This is a genomic window from Tissierella sp. MB52-C2 (genome assembly GCF_030931715.1).
Taxonomy (GTDB): Bacteria; Bacillota; Clostridia; order Tissierellales; family Tissierellaceae; genus Tissierella.
Genome location: NZ_CP133261.1, coordinates 3,426,253 through 3,445,271, shown reverse-complemented (window position 1 = coordinate 3,445,271; position 19,019 = coordinate 3,426,253). Strand labels below are relative to the sequence as shown.

Here is a 19,019-nt window from a genome sequence, read left to right as displayed (position 1 = left end):
CATAGGAGGACTAAGATGTCTGAGATAATTAATATAGCAATTTGTGATGATGAGAAGATACAGGTAAAATTATTGGAAACCTATGTGATTAACTGGGCAGATAAAAACAATCTAAGAATAAATATAGAGTGCTTTTATAGTGGTGAATCCTTTGAATTCAGTTGGAGTATGGATAAAAAATATAACATACTCCTTTTAGATATAGAAATGGCGGGAATAAATGGAGTAGACTTGGCGAAAAAAATAAGACAAGAAGATAATTTATTAAACATAATCTTTATTACAGCTATCCCAGATTATATAGGAGAAGGTTATGAAGTAGATGCCATAAACTATTTAATTAAACCCATAGTGGAAACCAAACTATATGAATGTCTAGATAAGGCAAAGAAAAAGATTTATATAGAAGAGAAGATAATCCTTGTAGATGTAGAAGGAGAAACTATTCGAATAAAGGAGAAAGATATAATATATATAGAAGCCTTTTCCCACTCCATAGATATCTATACAATAGATAAAAAGTATACTACTCGCAAAAATATCGGTGTTATAGAAAAGGAATTAGATGAAAAACTTTTCATCAGATGCCATAGGTCCTATATAGTGGGATTAATGCATATAAATAGAATAGGAAAAACAGATATAAAGTTAGATAATAAGGATACTATTCCTGTAAGCAGAAGGCTATATTCTAAAGTTAATATGGAATTTATTAGATACTTTAGAGGTGGAGTGGATGAATAATAAGGTTTTAACTTTTATTGTAGGATTTCCTCTATTCATGGGAATTATATTTTTTCTAGGTAGATATTTATTCAATAAGTTAGTAGATAGTAGAATTAGAAACTATCAAAATGACCTTGTATCAAAACATTTCAATGAAGTGGAAAATATCTACAAGCAAATGAGAGGATGGAGACATGATTACCATAATCATATACAGGTGATGAAGGCATATCTCTCCTTAGGAAAATATGAAGATATGGACAAATATCTAAATGAATTAGATAAGGATTTAACCAATATAGATATAGTTGTTAAAACAGGAAACATAATGGTAGACGCAATTTTAAATAGTAAATTATCCATGGCTATTAGTAATGATATAAAAATTAATGCTAAAGCAACAGTTCCAAAGGATTTAAAGATTTTAGATATGGATCTTTGTGTGATTATTGGAAATCTAATGGATAATGCTATGGAGGCTACTATGAAATTGGAGAATTTAGATGAAAGATTCATAAGAATCTATATAAGAGAAATGAAAGGACAATTATATATATCCATAACTAACTCTGTAGGTGGGGAAGTAAAGAAAATTAACTTAGAATATCTAACTACAAAACTGGGGCTAAATCATGGGTTTGGCTTAAAAAGGGTGGATAGTATAGTAAAAAAATATAATGGATTTATAAATAGACAAAATGAAGAAGGTGTTTTTGCAACAGAAATAATTTTATCAATATAGTACCATTGGTGTCATAAATTGAACCATTGGTGCTTTTTTTTACATAAATATGGATGTAATGCTATGATATAGTTGAGGTGATGAAGATTATGGAAGAAAATATTTTGAAGAAAAAATATTCTTTATTTGAGAATCTAAGGTATTTAATTAAAAATATGTGGAATTGGGATAAGGGATTATTTGGGTTTTTCATTATGCAGATTCCTTTATTAGTCCTTGGACCATTACTTAGTATCTATTTGCCTAAGGTACTAATAGATTCCATAGTAGAAAATGTAGGTATAACTAAACTTTTAATAAACATTGGAATACCAATAGTTTGTATTATAATAGTAGAAACAATCTTGAAAGGGTCATACTTGAAAATATTATTTGGAGGAATACCCTATAGATTTAAGTATATTGGAATGCAAATCCATAAGGCAACTGATACGGATTTTGAAAATATAGATGGACCACAAGGACAAAACAAATTTATGAAGGCGATTATGGCATCTAGCGACAATAGTTCTGCTACAGAACTTGTAATTAAGGTTTCTGTAGAACTAATATCAAATATAGTAGGTCTGATTCTATATGGAAGTATAATATTTACTATACATCCATTGTTTATGTTATTAATTTTTATTTCTTCCTTAATTAATTATTTTGTGGGAGATTACGCAAATAAATTTGAATATAAAAACAAATCCAATTTAGCACCAATAGAAAAGAGACTTAGATATATAAGGGAAAAATCAGGAGATTTTAAAGCTGCTAAGGATTTAAGGTTGTATAATATGTCTTTATGGTTTAAAGAAATGTATAATATATTTTTATATAAAAGAATAAAGCTACAAAAGCAAAATATATCTAGAAAATATCTTGCTAATATTATAGATGGATTATTAGGTTTTTTAAGAGATGGCATAGCCTATGGAATTTTAATTCATTCTGTATTATATAAAAATATGAGTATAGGTAATTTTGTACTATATTTTGGAGCTATTGCTGGATTTTCCACTTGGCTATCAGCCATAGTAAAAAATATAAATGAACTAAATAGAGTTCATTTAGAGACTATAGATTTAAGAGAATTTTTAGAGATGGAAGATAAGATGAATAGAGGTACTGGAGTAGAGTTACCAAAAGAATACGAATTACCTTGTGATATAGAACTAAGAAATATTTCATATAAATATCCAGAAGCAGAAGACTATACTATTAAAAACATTAATCTTCATATAAGAAAGGGAGAGAAATTAGCCTTAGTGGGAATAAATGGTGCAGGAAAAACCACTTTAGTTAAATTAATCTGTGGATTATATACTCCTACTAAAGGTGAAATATATATAAATGGAAAGAAATCTACCTTATATAATAGGGATGAATACTACAAACTATTTTCTGCAGTATTTCAAGATATATATCTACTTCCAATGTCCATAGAAGAAAATATAGCGTCTCAATTAGAAGAAAATATTGATGGAGAAAAAATGGATAAAGTCCTTAATATGTCTGGATTAATGGAGAAGATAAACTCCTTAGAGAAAGGTAAAAAGACTCTAATGCTAAAATCCATCTATGATGATGCCATAGATTTATCGGGGGGAGAAAAACAGAAACTAGCTTTAGCTGCTGCATTATATAAGGATGGACCTATTATTATATTAGATGAACCTACAGCAGCTTTAGATCCCATAGCCGAAAATGAAATATACCAGAAATACAATGAACTGACAAAGGAAAAAACCTCCATATTTATATCTCATCGGTTATCATCTACTAGATTTTGTGATAGAATAGTTTTTCTTAAAGATGGTGAGATAATAGAAGAAGGAAATCACAATAGTCTAATGAATAAAGGTGGAAGCTATAAGGAAATGTACGATATACAGGCACATTACTATAGAGATAATATAGGAGGTGTGGAAAGTGAAGAAAGATATACAGATTCTTAAATTTGGATTAAAGGAAATTCATATACTACAGCCTTGGGTAATTCCAGTTACTATTTCTAATTCATTTTTTAAATCCATAATGCCTTTTATAAATATTTATATGTCTTCAAAAATAATAGATGAATTACTGGGAATACAAGATGTAGATAGACTTACCTTCCTTGTAGGTATGACAATTGGATTGAATCTTATGATTTATCTTTTATCCACAGGTTTTGAACATTTAAAGGAGTTATTGGTTAGAATAATGTTGCAGAATCAAGATATGAGGATGAATGAAAAAATAATAAATATGGATTATCAACATGTGGAAAACCCAGAAACTCATATTCTAAGAACAAAAATAACAGAGGCAGAAAATATGAATGGTGGAGGAATATATGGATTTGTTAATTATTTTGATGAATTGATAAAAGGTTTAGTTACCCTATTCACAAGTATTATATTGATAATAGAGATTTTTAAAGTGAATTCAAATATAGGAGAATCTATTGGGTTTATAAGTTCCCCAATATTCAATATGATCTTTATAGTTATATTGGTCATATGTACAATTTACAACTTAAAGTTAAATGAAAGTTCAAAAAATAAATTTTTTAATTCTTTTAATAGAACAACCGACTATAATAGAATGTTTTTCTTTTACTATAATCAAATTTTAGATTATAATTCAGGTAAAAGTGTAAGGCTATATAATCAAAAGTCTTTATTTAATAAAGGATTTGAAAATATGTATAATGGAGTACATCAGATATTAAATGAAATTATTTCCAATAATGTTAAATATGGTGCGGCAAATGGATTTATTTCATCATTATTATCTGGTTTAGTATATATATTTGTGGGGCTAAAAGCTATGAGTGGTTCCATTACCATAGGAAATATAGTCAAATATACAGGAAGTATAAATCAATTTATGGCAGGAAGCGGTATGGTGCTAATGACTATAGTAGGATTAAAGATTAATAATCAATATTTGCAGTTATATATGGATTTTTTAAATATAGAGGGAGAGAAATATAAGGGAACATTGCCAGTGGAAAAAAGAGATGATGATGAATATGAAATAGAGTTTAGAAACGTATCTTTTAAATATCCAGGGACAAATAATAATGTATTAAAGAATGTTTCTATGAAATTAAATATAGGGGAACGACTTGCCATAGTGGGGATGAATGGCTCAGGAAAAACTACTTTTATCAAGTTATTGTGCAGGCTCTATGACCCAGACGAAGGAGAAATACTTTTAAATGGAATAGATATAAGGAAATATGATTATGATGAATATTTAAGTTTATTTTCCATAGTATTTCAAGATTTTAAGCTATTTTCCTTCTCTCTAGGACAGAATGTAGCCACATCTGTAGATTATGATGAAAATCAAGTGGAAGACATTTTAATTAAAGCAGGATTAGAAAAAAGATTAATTAATATGCCAAAGGGTGTTCAAACACCATTATATAAAAATTTTGATGAAGATGGAGTAGAGATTTCAGGTGGAGAAGCACAAAAAATAGCTTTGGCTAGGGCCTTATATCGTAATGCACCTATTATTATATTAGATGAACCAACATCAGCTTTAGATCCTATAGCAGAGTTTGAAATATATTCTAAGTTCAACGAATTAGTAGGCACCAAGACAGCCTTTTATATATCTCATAGATTATCATCCTGTAGATTTTGTGATGAAATAGCAGTATTTCATAAGGGGGCGATAATTCAAAAGGGAAATCATGAAAGTTTATTGAAGGATATAGATGGAAAATACTATGAATTATGGAATTCACAAGCTCAGTATTATAATGAAGAAGCAGTGTAATAGATAGTAGGGACGATTAATAATGAACCGTCCCTACTGTTTTTTATAATAATAAATGGCTAGTTGTGTCCTATCTCTTAAAGATAATTTTTCTAACATATGAGAAATATAATTTCTTACAGTACCTTCACTTAGAAATAGCTTTTCAGCAATCTCCTTATTATTAAATCCTTCTGCAACTAAAAGCAAAATATCAAACTCTCTATCTGTTAAATCTATATCTATGTTTTTCTTAGAATGCTTTTGTATATTAGATACTATCTTTGAATCGAAAACATGATTACCGGAGTAAACTGCATTTATGGCAGGGATAATGCCCCCAATATTTTGTTTTAATATATAACCTTTACAGCCTAAGGAAAGGGCAGCAGATATATATTCATCATCTTGAAATGTGGTAATCAACAGTATTTTAGCATTAGGGTCTCTATCTAAAATTTCCTTAGTAGCTTCTATTCCATTCATTTTTTCCATCCTTATGTCCATAAGGATTAAATCAGGTTTGTGAAGGGAATAAAGTTCAACTGCCTCCATACCATCATGACCCACAGCTAAAACTTCTATTCCACTGGCATTTACGATTGTTTTTAAAGAGTTTACTACTAAATAATCATCATCTACGATTATAACTTTCATATACATCATCCTTTCATTAAAGTCAGGTGTATTTTAAATCCATTATCAAACTCATAATTTAAAAAACCATTATATTTATTAGCGACTTCATTCATAGAAAGAAGACCTATTCCCTTAGTTAAGAGATCATCTGTTTTATTAAATTTGTTGCCATTATCCCTCACTATAATAGAATAGAACTTAGGTTGACTTAGAAGGTTGATTTTAAGCTCTGTAGCATTAGAATGTTTAGCACAATTAGTGATGGCCTCTCTTATAACAGATAATATGTCAAATTTTAAATCATAGGGTAAACTATCTTCTAACTTATATATAAGTTGAATGTCTATAGTAGGAACTTCTCTACAAAGGCTTTCGATTCTACTCTCCAAATCAAGAGATTCATTATATAAATTGTGGATGCTATTTCTAATATCATTCATTCCGTTATTTAAGGTATTTTGGAGTAAATCTAAACTTTCTATCATGTTATTATCGGAGATTATCTTTAGGGCTTCCACCTGTAATATACTGCTGCTTATGGCATGACCTATAGAGTCATGGAGTTCTCTTGCAATTCTATTTCTTTCTGTAAGTATGGCAATATGAATATTCTTTTCTCTATCAATTTTTAATTGTTCAGTATATTTTTTTAAATAAATGGCATCTTCTTTCAATTCGTCCCTTACTATTTTGTTTTGATTTAAAAATACATTGAATCTTTTTGTCATAATTGAAAGGTAAATAGATATGGAGGAAACTAAAAGATTTGCTATAGAAAAATCCCTTAGAACTAATATTATGGTAAAAAAAGCATATATACTGAAATCCAAATACATATTATAAAAAATCAAAGGTAAGTAATAGATAAATAAGGGATCATAAAGATAAAATATTAAAAAGATAAAATAAATAAAAAACCTTACTTTTTTAGGGCGAAACAAATCTAAGAATAAGGAGAGAATCAGAGATATAAGAAAGTAAAAAGCTAAGTCTTTTGTTGGGTTTATTTTATAAGTATTATATAAACAAAAAAGAACTATGAATGATTTTTCTATAAATCTTCTCATTAAGAAACTCCTTTATAAGTTTTCTATTATCTGTGTAATCCAATTATACTAATATTTATTAAACTATACAAATATATTGTAATTCTATCTTGATTTATCATTCTAGAAGAGATTCTTTATATAGTTAGCTGATAATCCAATTTTTATAGATCAAGAGAATATTTTGATACAAGCTTTCAATGTTACATCCTCTATATATAATTCTTTTTATAACTTTAATTTTATTTACACTACATAAGCATTAGATAGCATTAGGTAGTTGTGGTAAATTCATATCATAAAATATACTAAATTTAATAATAAAAGATACTATGAACAACAATGACGATATCTATATTTGTAATATATATAGTTTCTTTGGTGAGATAAATGTTGGTGGTCAAATTTGTGCATAATAAATCGACAAAACATATCAAAATATGTCGAAGAATGAGTAAAATCAATGGATTGACAGGTTTTTTTATGAATGATATGCTGATGTTAGCGACAATATATGATTCAGATACTGAATAATGACATAAATATAATATATATTAAAGAACCCATGTTTGGGTATTGTTTCCAAATTGTATTCTTGAGAGGCATTATTTTTCAAAAAATTAATTAGTAGAATTATGTAATTTCAAAATTACTAGCACAAGAGGCTACTTTAATATAAAAATATAAATAAGGGGACATATAAATGAGAAATAAAAAAATCATAATTTTACTTATCATCACAATACTTCTAATAGGATGTAGTGAAAAGAATGAAAAAAAAGAACCAATTCAATTAATGGAAGTTAGTAGTGGAGGTTCTACAATCTATCAAAATGATAATATAAAGATAAAAATAGCTGATAATATAGATGAAAAGGAAAATATATATACATCCATATTAAATGAATTACAGAAAATAGATGAATTTTCTCCTATAGAAAATCTTGAAATAGAAATATCAAAACAATATATAGTTCCAAATATAGATAAGATAATAAAATGTGATACCAAGTTTATAGAAACAGAAGAGTTTAAAAAGGAACTTATAAAAAAGTCCTATGGGATATATGATAATTGGATATCAGAAGGACTTTACGGCAAGATATTTGGACAAGATAAAACCATAGGATTTTCTACATATTATTCAAATAACGATTTTTCTTTATTTGGAGCAAGATTTTTTGAGCCATTTTCAACTAAGGAAGAAGTAGATAATGTAAAATCTGCATCTATAGATTTGGTGGAATACATATTAAAAAATAATAAAAAGGAAGAACTTCTTAAAAACAATATAAATATATCTGATATAGAAGAATGGGCAGAAGAAAAGGGGATAGATTTATCTTACCAAAGAGAAATAGAAAGCCTAATGAATAGGATGGAAGTGTATGATATATCAGATAAATTCATTATAAATACCAGAGAAGAAATAAATGGATTTAAGATAGATATAAGTATTGCAGAAATAAAAGCTAAAAATAATATAACTGAACAATACGATACAGCAGAAAAAATAGAACAGATTATATTGATGTTTGATAGAGATATATTAGCTATAAAAAAGGGAATAGAGGAAGAAGCACCAAAATTCTATGCTGAATATAAGGAAATCTTAAATAATGTTCCTAAAATAGAGTACATTTTTTATACTAATGCTGATGTGTATGCTGATGGTTATGTTTCTCAAGGTTCTAAAAGAGTAAGCTTAAGAGATATTACAACTCATGCACATGAATATTGTCACTTCTTCTTCTACAGTCCGTTTATAGATAATGGTATAGCTATTTCAACACCATCATGGATAGATGAAGGGATGGCAGATTATTTCGATGTAGTTTATTCTGAAAGTAATGTGGAAACATTGAAAAGTTTTTTTGATATTAAGTCTAATTACACAGAAGATATAGCAATTAAAGATTCAACATATAGTAAGTTTAAAGAAATAAAAAGTGTATTTGATAAAGAATTAGATATTTATGTTAAGAATGATATTGATATCAATAATATAGAAGAAATAGCGAAGGATAAAAATAAAAGAATATTAGAAAACCATGTGAGAGTTTTTTCTAAAGTTAAAGTTAATGAGATTTGGGGTTCTAAACTAAAAGAAGAGAGCGTTATTGCCGATCAATTATACGAAGGAAATACTATGAATTATCATAAAAATTGTAGTTTTTTTAATTATTTAGTCGAAGAATATGGGTTAGACAAGATACTATATCTGAATGTAACTAATATTGGTCAATTAACCTATAAAGAAGTATTTGGAAAAACCTTTGATGAATTAAAAGTAGATTGGATGAATTACTTAAAAGAAAATATCAAGGGGATTGAATCTATACTATGATATAGTGTAAGTTTTTTGGATAGATGTTGAGTGGATAATTAAATAGTTCTGGATATTACAAAAGTCAGTTGGAGTTAAAACACATAATTCTAACTGACTTATATTTATTCGACAAAAGATACCAGATTATGTTGAATAATGTCGGGGGATAAGTCATATCAACAGGTTGACGGAATATCTGAGTAATAGTACAATGAACTTATGAATTGGCTAATGGAAGTATTTGGTATAGTAAGATGCTAATATTTCTATAGCTCTCTATGGGGAAAGAGGAATAGAGTAGGTCTCTCATTTCTAAACTAATTTTGAATTATATATATGATTAGTTAGTTATGTCTAAAATGGGAGAACACTAGCCACTTCAATTAAAAGAGTAGTATTTATGCTAATTACGTGATTTTATAATTAGCGACAAATACTTACAGAAAGGAGGCTGAAAATATGAAATCATTGAACGATATTATCTGGAATGAAGATATTGATTTAGAAGAAGAAAAAAATGGCAACATTCAATTTGGAGATGACATAAGCTTAGAACAAAGTTGTGGTGGACTTACTCGTAGCTGTAGGGACATATACTCATATAATATGTTTCTAAATTGTTAGGTAATAATTTTCAAAGTATAGAAATAGGTGGAATTAGCTCCATCTATTTCTATATTAAGTTTATTTAATTATTTTGTATTCAAATTGTTAAGATATATCTTTATCAAAGGAGGACACATGAATGAAAAACAGAAAAATGATATTTCTACTTATCATCACAATACTTCTAATAGGATGTAGTGAAAAGAATGAAAAAAAAGAGCCAATTCAATTAATAGAGGTTAGTAGTGGAGGTTCTACAATCTATCAAAATGATAATATAAAGATAAAAATAGCTGATAATACAGATGAGAAGGAAATAATTTATACATCGATATTAAACGAATTACAAAGGATAGATGAATTTTCTCCTATAGAAAATCTTGAAATAGAAATATCAAAACAATATATAGTTCCAAATATAGATAAGATAATAAAATGTGATGCTAAATTTATAGAAACAGAAGAGTTTAAAAAGGAACTTATAAAAAAATCCTATGGAATATATGATAACTGGATATCAGAAGGACTATATGCAAAGATATATGATATAGAGAAAAAGGAAGTGGACTTTACTACATATTATTCAAATAATGAATTTTCATTATTTGGAGCAAGGATTTTTAAGCCATTTGTATCAAAGGAAGAGATAGAAAGTGTAAAATCTGCATCTATAGATTTAGTGGAATACATATTAAAAAACAATAAAAAGGAGGAACTTCTTAAAAACAATATAGAAATATCAGATATAGAAGAATGGGCAGAAGAAAAGAGTATAGATTTATCTTATCAAAGAGAAATTGAAAGTTTAATGAATAGAATGGAAGTATACGATATAGCAGATAAATTCATTATAAATACGAGAGAAGAAATAAATGGATTTAAAATAGATATAAGTATTGCAGAAATAAATGAACAGTACAGTACAGCAGAAAAAATAGAACAGGTTATATTGAAGTTTGATAGGGATATATTAGCTTTAAAGAAAGGAATAGAGAAGGACGCACCAAGGTTTTATTCGGAGTACAAACAAATATTAAATAATGTGCCAAAAATAGAGTATATCTTTGATACAAGTGCTGATGGTAATGCTGATGGAGGCTATATTATGGCAGGAACTGAAGAAATACATTTAAGAGATGTCAATGTTCATGCACATGAATATTGTCATTTACTATTCCATAATCCCTTTATAGAAGAGGGCATAGTTATTACAAAGCCAGTATGGCTTAACGAAGGGATTGCAGACTATTTATATGGAGTGTATTCTGAAGCTTATATTGAAGTAATGGAATATAACTTTTATAAGATATCTAATTTTATGGAAGTACTAGAAACACTAAATCTTACGGATAATGAATTAAAAGAACTACAAAGTCTATACACTAATCTATTAAATATTTATATTGAAAACAATATTGATATTAACAATATAGAAGAAATTGCAAAGAATCAAAATAAAAGAATAATAGAAAATCATTTGAGATATTTATCTAGAGTTAAATTCAATCAAATACTTGGGTCTAAATTAAATGATGGGAGTGCTCCTTTAGATTTAATGAATGAAGGTAATACTATGAATTATCATAAAAATTTTAGTTTTGTTAACTATTTAATTCAAGAGTATGGATTAGAGAAGATACTTTATTTAAATGTTGCAGATTTCAGTCAATTAACCTATAAAGAAACCTTTGGAAAAACATTTGAAGAATTAAAAGTAGATTGGACGAATTATTTGCAAGAAAACATCAAGGGAATTGAATCCATACTTTAATATAATGTAAATTTTTTGGATATATGTTGAATGTATGATTAAATAGTTCTGGATATTGCAAAAGTCAGTTGGAATTAAAACACATAATTCTAACTCACTTATATTTATTCGACGAAAGATACCGAATTATGTTGAGAAATGTCAGAAAACAAGTCATATCAACGAGTTGACGCGATGATTAAACAATAATACAATGAACTTATGAATTGGCTAGTAGAAATATTTAGTATAATATTATGCTAATATTTCTATAGCTCTCTATAGGGAAAGAGGAATAGAGTAGGTCTCTCATTTATAAACTAATTTTGAACTATATACGTATGATTAACAAACTGTGTTTAATGTGAGAAGACACTATCCATTTCAATTAAAAAGGCAGTACTTATGCCAATTACATGATTTGGTAATTAGTGATAAATACTTACAGAAAGGAGGCAGAAGTATGAAATCATTGAACGATATTATCTGGAATGAAGATCTTGATTTAGAAGAAGAAAATGGAAACATTCAATTGGGAGAATACCCAAGCTTAGAGCAAAGTTGTGGAATTAATAATAACTGTGGTTGTGGATCATATAACCCATACACATTGTGTAATTGATAATTTTTAAGGTATAAAATAGATGGAACTTAGCTCCATCTATTTTATATTAATATTTATCTAAGTTTTATTCTTTGTATGAAGCTTTGCTAGAATGGGGGATATAAAATGAAAAATAGAAAAGTCATACTATTGCTTATCATTACAATATTACTGACAGGATGTAGTGAAAAAAATGGACAAATTCAATTAGTTGAAGTTAGCAGTGAAGGTTCTACAATCTATCAAAATGATAATATAAAGATAAAAATAGCTGATAATACAGATGAGAAGGAAAGTATATACGCATCTATACTGAAAGAATTACAAAGGATAGATGAATTTTCTCCTATAGAAAATATTGAAATAGAGATATCAAAACAATATATTGTTCCTAATCTAGACAAGATAATAAAATGTGATGCAAAGTATATAGAAACGGAAGATTTCAGAAAACAATTAATTAAAAGGTCTTATGATATATATGATAATTGGATATCAGAAGGGCTTTATGCAAGGATATATGGTATAGAAGAAAAGGAGGTGGACTTTACTACATATTATTCAAATAATGATTTCTCATTATTTGGAGCAAGATTTTTTGAGCCTTTTTCATCTATAGAGGAAATAGAAAGTGTAAAATCTGCATCTATAGATTTAGTAGAATACTTATTAAAAGATAATAAAAGGGAAGAACTTCTTAAAAACAATATAGAAATACTACACATGGAAGAATGGGCAAAAGAAAAAAATATAGATTTATCCTATCATAATGAAATAGAAAGTTTAATGAATAGAATGGAAGTATACGATATAGCAGATAAATTCATTATAAATACGAGAGAAGAAATCAATGGATTTAAAATAGATATAAGCATGACAGAAATAAAAGCAAAAAATGAAAGAACTAAGCAGTATGATACAGCAGAAAAAATAGAACAGTTTATATTGATGTTTGATAGAGATATATTAGCTGTAAGAAAGGGAATAGAGGAGGAAGCACCAAAATTCTATGCTGAATATAAGGAAATCTTAAACAATGTTCCTAAGATAAAATATATTTTTAATACGAGTGTTGATCATTTGCCTGATGGTGGATTTGTGATACAGCCGGGAAGTGAAGAAGTAAATTTGAAGATATTGAACGTTCATGCACACGAATATTGCCATATTTTATTTCGTAATCCTTTTATAGAAAAAGGTATAAATATAGGAATTTCAGGATGGCTTGGTGAAGGAATTGCGAATTATATGCACGGAGTGTATTCAGAATCTTATATGAAAATGATAGAAGATGGATTTAATAACATACCCAATTATACAGAACTTCTAGGTACACAAGATTTTACAGAAGAGGAGTTAAAAGAACTAAAGAGTTTATACGATAATTTATTAAATATTTATATTAAAAATGATATTGATATTAATAATATAGAAGAAATTGCAAAGAGTAAAAATAAGAGAATAGTGGAAAATAATTTGAGAGTTTTACACAAAGTTAAATTTCATAAGACACTAGGTATTGACTTAAATGAAGGAAATGCACCTATGGATTTGATGACAGAAGGTGAATCTATGGATTATCACAAAAATTTTAGTTTCTTTAATTACTTAGTTGAAGAATATGGATTGGAAAAGATGCTTTACTTAAATGTTACAGATTTTAATGGATTAACCTATAAAGAAGTATTTGGAAAAACATTTGAAGAATTAAAAGTAGATTGGACGAATTATTTAAAAGAAAATATTAAGGGAATTGAATCCATACTTTAATATCATGTAAGTTGTTTGGATATATGTTGAGTGTACGATTAAATAGTTCTGGATGTTGCAAAAGTCAGTTGGAGTTAAAACACATAATTCTAACTGACTTATATTTATTCGACAAAAGATACCAAATTATGTTGAATAATGTCGGGAGATAAGCCATATCAACGGGTTGACGGAATACTTAAGTAATAATACAATGAACTTATGAATTGGCTAGTAGAAATATTTAGTATAATATTATGCTAATATTTCTATAGCTCTCTATGGGGAAAGAGGAATAGAGTAGGTCTCTCATTTATAAACTAATTTTGAATTATATATATGATTAGTTAATTATGTCTAAAATGGGAGAACACTAGCCACTTCAATTAAAAGAGTAGTATTTATGCTAATTACGTGATTTTATAATTAGCGACAAATACTTACAGAAAGGAGGCTGAAAATATGAAATCATTGAACGATATTATCTGGAATGAAGATATTGATTTAGAAGAAGAGAAAAATGGAAACATTCAATTGGGAGATGACATAAGCTTAGAGCAAAGTTGTGGTGGACTTACTCGTAGCTGTAGGGACATATACTATTCATATAATATGTTTATAAACTGTTAGGTAATAATTTTAAAGATATAGAAATAGATGGAATTAACCTCCATCTATTTCTATATCAAGTTTATTTAATTATTTTGCCTTTAAATTGCTAAAATATATCTTTATTAAAAATATATCTTTATTAAAGGAGGAGATATAAAATGAAAAACAGAAAAATCATATTTTTACTCATCATTACAATATTTCTAATAGGATGTAGTGAAAAGAATGAAAAAAAAGAAAAAATCCAATTAGTTGAAGCTAGTGGTGAAGGTTCTACAATCTATCAAAATGACAATATAAAGATAAAAATATCGGATAATATAGATGAAAAGGAAAGTATATATACATCTATATTAAATGAATTACATAAGATAAATGAATTTTCACCAATAGAAAATATTGAAATAGAGATATCAAAGCAACATATAGTTCCAAAGGTAGATAGAATAATAAAATGTGATGTTAAATTCATAGAAACAGAAGAATTTAAAAAAGAACTTATAAAGAAATCTTATGGAATATATGATAACTGGATATCAGAAGGGCTTTATGCATATATATATGATATAGAGAAAAAGGAAGTGGATTATACTACATATTATACAAATAATGATTTTTCATTATTTGGAGCAAGATTTTTTGAGCCATTTTCAACTAAAGAAGAAATAGATAATATAAAATCTGCATCAAGGGACTTAGTTGAATACCTATTAAAAAATAATAAAAAGGAAGAACTTCTTAAAAACAATATAAATATATCTGATATAGAGAATTGGGCAAAGGAAAAGGGGATAGACTTAGGTTATCAAAGGAAAATAGAGAGTCTAATGAATAGGATGGAAGTATACGATATAGCAGATAAATTTATTATAAATACTAAAGAAGAAATCAATGGATTTAAAATAGATATTAGTATTGCAGAGATGGAAGCACAGTATAGTATAGCAACACAATATAATACAGCAGAAAAAATAGAACAGATTATATTAAGATTTGATAGAGATATATTAGCTATAAAGAATGGGATAGAACAAGATTCGCCAAGATTCTATGCCGAATATAAAGAGGTACTAAATAATGTACCTAAAATAGAATATATTTTTGATACTACTAACTCCTATGATCCTATTGATGGAGGATTTTTTTCCAAAGGAACTGACAAGATAAACTTAAGAGATATAAATTCTCATGCACATGAATATTGTCATTTGTTTTTCTATAATCCTTTTATGGAAAAAGGTATAACTATTACAAGACCTAAATGGTTAAATGAAGGAATTGCAAATTATTTAGATATAATATATTCAGAAGCTTCTATTAAAATGATTGAAGATGAATTTAATAACATACCAAATTATACAGAGCTTCTATTTGCACAAGGTTTCACAGAAAATGAATTAAAAAAACTAAAGAGTTTATATGACGATTTATTAAATCTTTATATTAAAAATGATATTGATATTAATAATATAGAAGAAATTGCAAAGAGTAAAAATAAGAGAATAATGAAAAACAATTTGAACGTTTTATATAGAGTTAAATTTCGTAAGATTCTAGGTACTAACTCAAATGAAGGAAATGCACCTATGGATTTGATGAATGAAGGTGACACTATGGATTATCATAAGAACTTTAGTTTCTTTAATTACTTAGTTGAAGAATATGGATTGGAAAAGATGCTTTACCTAAATGTTACAGATTTTAATGGATTAACCTATAAAGAAGTATTTGGAAAAACATTTGAAGAATTAAAAGTAGATTGGACGAATTATTTGCAAGAAAACATCAAGGGAATTGAATCCATACTTTAATATAAAAACCATAGGAGGACAAGCCATGCATTTTATAGAACATTCTACAATTATGAAGACAAATAAAGAGGATGAATATATCTTAATCAACTTATTAAATGGATTATCAGATATATTATCAGAAGAAGATTTAAACCTAATCAAGCTTTGGACAAAATCAGATGATATTGAGTTTAATAATAAATACGAAACAGACTTATATAATGCACTGACTAAACGAAAATATATGATGAAAAATCGAGAAGAAGAGAATAGGTACAAGGAATCTCAATTGGAAACTCTTAGAAGAAACTATGAAAAGCGAAAAAAAAATATTAAGGATTTAGGTATAGTTTTGACCTATGATTGTAATTTTGGATGTAGCTACTGCTTTGAATCCAATGTAAATAACCATGATAAGGATATACTGACAGAAGATATGATTGACAGGTCTGAATCTCTGTTTCCAAATATAGAAAGCATACTTTTATATGGTGGAGAACCTCTATTGGAACAAAATATGGATATTATAAAATATATAATAGAAAAATATCCTGATAAAGAATATCGAATAATAACAAATGGCTACGGTATAGATAAGTATATTGATATTTTGAAAAAGATTAAGGTAAAATGGCTGCAGGTAACATTAGATGGAGGTAAGGAAACCCATGATAAATCCCGTTTTTTAAAAGACAATAGACTGGGAACCTTTGATAAACTGATATCCAATATTGATTTAGCCATAAAAAATAATATAAGAATAAAAATAAGAATGAATATCAGCAAAGCTAATTATCAAGAATGTTTAGAGCTTAGGGATAATTTAAAGAAAGAATATCCAGATAATAAACTGTTGATATTTGAATTACAGCCTATATTTCAATTAGACGATGATAGTAAAAACTTTTTAGAACCTATATTGTACTCAGTAGATGAATATAGTGACAATACTATTAACAATATGTCCTCTAACCTGCATAGGTCCTTAATTAATGGCAAACCTATCGGTTTAAAATACCATAGTTGTCCAGCAGAGACAAGTGCTAGGCTGATAGATAGTAGTGGAGATATTTATTCCTGCCTAGTTTCTGTAGGAAATAGAGATTCTAGAGTTGGAACATATTATCCTGAATTTAGGTATTTTGAAAATAGCTTGTTAAATAGGAATATAACTACTATTGAACAATGCAAAAATTGTAAATTTGCTTTATTATGTGGTGGCGGATGTGGAAATTCAAGAAATATTAATAATGAGGGCTTCAGAGGAGAATGCAGTTCCTTTTCGAGGAAACTATTGCAATATTCCAATGCTTTAGGATATGAAACCATAGAGGAAGTGATACTATGATTGGAAAATTCAATATAAGAACAGATAATGAGAAAACAGTTCATTATAATTATGGAAAATATATAATTTTCGATTTGGTAACCTTGGATTATATAGTTACAGACAAGGAAGAATATAATGAACTTTTAGATGATTATAGAGACTATCTGAAAAATAATTCTGATATACTAATTGATGAAGCAGAAATCATTGTAAAGGATAAGAAACAATTTCTTGATTTAGTTTTTATAACTGGCTTTGACTGTAATTATAATTGTATCTATTGCTATCAAAAGGATTATAAACATATTAAATCTAAGATGAATACAGATGACCTTGATAAGATAAAAAAATTCTATAAAGTATATGATGAGTTATTTGATACGAATTCAATTATAAAGACCATCACTATCATGGGTGGAGAGCCTTTCCTAGATGATAATTTTAAATTTATAGAAAGCGTTTTTGAAAAGTTTCCAACAGCAAGGCTGACCTTTACTACCAATGGTTCAAATATATCCAAATATGAATCTTTGATAAAATCAAATAGAGAAAGGATTCAAACTGTAATACTTTCAATTGATGGCAATAAAAAACTACATTTAAAACATAGGAATACCTTTAATGATAAGTTCTACGATAATATATGGGAAGCATTGGAGTTTTTATTGAACAATGATATTGAGATAATTATCAATTCTGTATATCATCCTGAAGAGATTGAAGATTATCCTCTATTTTTTGATATTCTGGAAAAGCATGGATGGTTGGAAAATAAATTTTCAGTGAAATTTGATTTAGATATGATGAAAACAAAATCTATAGGTGGGGATAAGACATATATTAATATTGCAAAGGAATCCTTTAAACAACTAATTGAACTGGATAATAGAGCAAAATATCTAAGTCAAAGCTTTACAAATTATACTGAAATTTCTATGCTTAGTATGATACAGTCAAGGGAGACTCGAATACCATATAAGCATTGTGACCTTACATTTAGACCTTCTTATACATTTATACCAAATGGAAAGGCTGTTACTTGCTTAAGTTCAGATAATCCTAAACTAGAGGTAGGAACTTATAAGCCAGAGATTCTTATAAATAAGGATAATATAGAAAATATCCATAATCGTGATGTCCGTAATATGTCAAGATGCAAAGATTGTGATTATAAATATTTTTGCAGAGGCGGTTGTATTGCCGAGAATATCAAAAGATACGATACCTTAGATATAGGATATTGCAGCAGATGGAAAGAAGAAGATTATAAAGTAGCTTTAGAGAGAGTTTTAAATCAATTGATAGCTGAGGAAATAAGAAATACTGATAAAATTAAAGCATGATATAGGAGAAGA

General features: G+C 27.5%; 16 protein-coding genes. 14 read left to right on the top strand and 2 right to left on the bottom strand.

The genetic code is table 11. The features are described from left to right. The first annotated feature begins 15 nt into the window (after positions 1-15). The 4 genes from RBU61_RS17310 (at position 16) to RBU61_RS17295 (ending at position 5,227) form a co-directional block, all read left to right on the top strand. Positions 16-744, top strand: a complete 729-nt coding sequence (locus tag RBU61_RS17310; protein ID WP_308876905.1) for a LytTR family DNA-binding domain-containing protein — start codon at positions 16-18, stop codon at positions 742-744. After that, the gene (locus tag RBU61_RS17305; protein ID WP_308876904.1) at positions 737-1,468 is read left to right on the top strand and encodes a GHKL domain-containing protein; all 732 of its coding nucleotides are present in this window, start codon (positions 737-739) and stop codon (positions 1,466-1,468) included. The genes RBU61_RS17310 and RBU61_RS17305 overlap by 8 nt, the downstream gene beginning before the upstream one ends. Before the next feature lie 89 nt (positions 1,469-1,557). Then, positions 1,558-3,408, top strand: coding sequence for an ABC transporter ATP-binding protein (locus RBU61_RS17300; protein WP_308876903.1), 1,851 nt, complete (start codon positions 1,558-1,560; stop codon positions 3,406-3,408). Further along, positions 3,383-5,227: an ABC transporter ATP-binding protein gene (locus RBU61_RS17295; RefSeq protein WP_308876902.1), complete on the top strand. Its 1,845-nt coding sequence runs from the start codon at positions 3,383-3,385 to the stop codon at positions 5,225-5,227. The genes RBU61_RS17300 and RBU61_RS17295 overlap by 26 nt, the downstream gene beginning before the upstream one ends. 33 nt (positions 5,228-5,260) lie before the next feature. On the opposite strand, the gene RBU61_RS17290 is transcribed toward RBU61_RS17295, so the two are convergent. Continuing rightward, complete coding sequence (locus RBU61_RS17290; RefSeq protein ID WP_308876901.1) at positions 5,261-5,863, bottom strand: response regulator transcription factor; 603 nt, start codon at positions 5,861-5,863, stop codon at positions 5,261-5,263. 5 nt (positions 5,864-5,868) lie between these two features. After that, entirely contained in the window at positions 5,869-6,681 is an 813-nt protein-coding gene (locus tag RBU61_RS17285; RefSeq protein WP_308876900.1) for a histidine kinase, read from the bottom strand. Positions 6,682-7,299: 618 nt separating this feature from the next. On the opposite strand from RBU61_RS17285, the gene RBU61_RS17280 reads away from it, so the two are divergent. The 10 genes from RBU61_RS17280 (at position 7,300) to RBU61_RS17235 (ending at position 19,007) form a co-directional block, all read left to right on the top strand. Beyond that, positions 7,300-7,425, top strand: coding sequence for a hypothetical protein (locus RBU61_RS17280; RefSeq protein ID WP_308876899.1), 126 nt, complete (start codon positions 7,300-7,302; stop codon positions 7,423-7,425). 169 nt (positions 7,426-7,594) lie between these two features. Next, positions 7,595-9,238, top strand: a complete 1,644-nt coding sequence (locus RBU61_RS17275; protein WP_308876898.1) for a hypothetical protein — start codon at positions 7,595-7,597, stop codon at positions 9,236-9,238. A gap of 441 nt (positions 9,239-9,679) precedes the next feature. Further along, positions 9,680-9,844, top strand: a complete 165-nt coding sequence (locus tag RBU61_RS17270) for a hypothetical protein (protein WP_308876897.1) — start codon at positions 9,680-9,682, stop codon at positions 9,842-9,844. 121 nt (positions 9,845-9,965) lie between these two features. After that, the gene (locus RBU61_RS17265; RefSeq protein ID WP_308876896.1) at positions 9,966-11,597 is read left to right on the top strand and encodes a hypothetical protein; all 1,632 of its coding nucleotides are present in this window, start codon (positions 9,966-9,968) and stop codon (positions 11,595-11,597) included. Positions 11,598-12,039: 442 nt separating this feature from the next. Next, positions 12,040-12,198 carry a hypothetical protein gene (locus tag RBU61_RS17260; RefSeq protein ID WP_308876895.1) on the top strand — a complete coding sequence of 53 codons (159 nt, stop codon included), beginning with the start codon at positions 12,040-12,042 and terminating at the stop codon, positions 12,196-12,198. A gap of 108 nt (positions 12,199-12,306) precedes the next feature. Continuing rightward, positions 12,307-13,950 (top strand): hypothetical protein, encoded by a 1,644-nt coding sequence (locus RBU61_RS17255; RefSeq protein ID WP_308876894.1) that lies wholly within the window; start codon positions 12,307-12,309, stop codon positions 13,948-13,950. A gap of 441 nt (positions 13,951-14,391) precedes the next feature. After that, the gene (locus RBU61_RS17250) at positions 14,392-14,559 is read left to right on the top strand and encodes a hypothetical protein (RefSeq protein WP_308876893.1); all 168 of its coding nucleotides are present in this window, start codon (positions 14,392-14,394) and stop codon (positions 14,557-14,559) included. Between the two features lie 140 nt (positions 14,560-14,699). Next, positions 14,700-16,352 carry a hypothetical protein gene (locus RBU61_RS17245; RefSeq protein WP_308876892.1) on the top strand — a complete coding sequence of 551 codons (1,653 nt, stop codon included), beginning with the start codon at positions 14,700-14,702 and terminating at the stop codon, positions 16,350-16,352. Between the two features lie 25 nt (positions 16,353-16,377). Next, positions 16,378-17,682, top strand: a complete 1,305-nt coding sequence (locus tag RBU61_RS17240; RefSeq protein ID WP_308876891.1) for a radical SAM/SPASM domain-containing protein — start codon at positions 16,378-16,380, stop codon at positions 17,680-17,682. Further along, positions 17,679-19,007 (top strand): radical SAM/SPASM domain-containing protein, encoded by a 1,329-nt coding sequence (locus RBU61_RS17235; protein ID WP_308876889.1) that lies wholly within the window; start codon positions 17,679-17,681, stop codon positions 19,005-19,007. The genes RBU61_RS17240 and RBU61_RS17235 overlap by 4 nt, the downstream gene beginning before the upstream one ends. Positions 19,008-19,019: the final 12 nt, after the last annotated feature.

Excerpts from the sequence above, each read along its gene's own strand:
- RBU61_RS17265 (WP_308876896.1), top strand. The coding sequence starts at position 9,966 with ATGAAAAACAGAAAAATGATATTTCTACTTATCATCACAATACTTCTA.
- RBU61_RS17255 (WP_308876894.1), top strand. The coding sequence starts at position 12,307 with ATGAAAAATAGAAAAGTCATACTATTGCTTATCATTACAATATTACTG.
- RBU61_RS17305 (WP_308876904.1), top strand. The coding sequence starts at position 737 with ATGAATAATAAGGTTTTAACTTTTATTGTAGGATTTCCTCTATTCATG.
- RBU61_RS17290 (WP_308876901.1), bottom strand. The coding sequence starts at position 5,863 with ATGAAAGTTATAATCGTAGATGATGATTATTTAGTAGTAAACTCTTTA.
- RBU61_RS17235 (WP_308876889.1), top strand. The coding sequence starts at position 17,679 with ATGATTGGAAAATTCAATATAAGAACAGATAATGAGAAAACAGTTCAT.
- RBU61_RS17310 (WP_308876905.1), top strand. The coding sequence starts at position 16 with ATGTCTGAGATAATTAATATAGCAATTTGTGATGATGAGAAGATACAG.
- RBU61_RS17240 (WP_308876891.1), top strand. The coding sequence starts at position 16,378 with ATGCATTTTATAGAACATTCTACAATTATGAAGACAAATAAAGAGGAT.
- RBU61_RS17285 (WP_308876900.1), bottom strand. The coding sequence starts at position 6,681 with ATGTATTTGGATTTCAGTATATATGCTTTTTTTACCATAATATTAGTT.
- RBU61_RS17275 (WP_308876898.1), top strand. The coding sequence starts at position 7,595 with ATGAGAAATAAAAAAATCATAATTTTACTTATCATCACAATACTTCTA.
- RBU61_RS17260 (WP_308876895.1), top strand. The coding sequence starts at position 12,040 with ATGAAATCATTGAACGATATTATCTGGAATGAAGATCTTGATTTAGAA.
- RBU61_RS17245 (WP_308876892.1), top strand. The coding sequence starts at position 14,700 with ATGAAAAACAGAAAAATCATATTTTTACTCATCATTACAATATTTCTA.
- RBU61_RS17300 (WP_308876903.1), top strand. The coding sequence starts at position 1,558 with ATGGAAGAAAATATTTTGAAGAAAAAATATTCTTTATTTGAGAATCTA.
- RBU61_RS17250 (WP_308876893.1), top strand. The coding sequence starts at position 14,392 with ATGAAATCATTGAACGATATTATCTGGAATGAAGATATTGATTTAGAA.
- RBU61_RS17270 (WP_308876897.1), top strand. The coding sequence starts at position 9,680 with ATGAAATCATTGAACGATATTATCTGGAATGAAGATATTGATTTAGAA.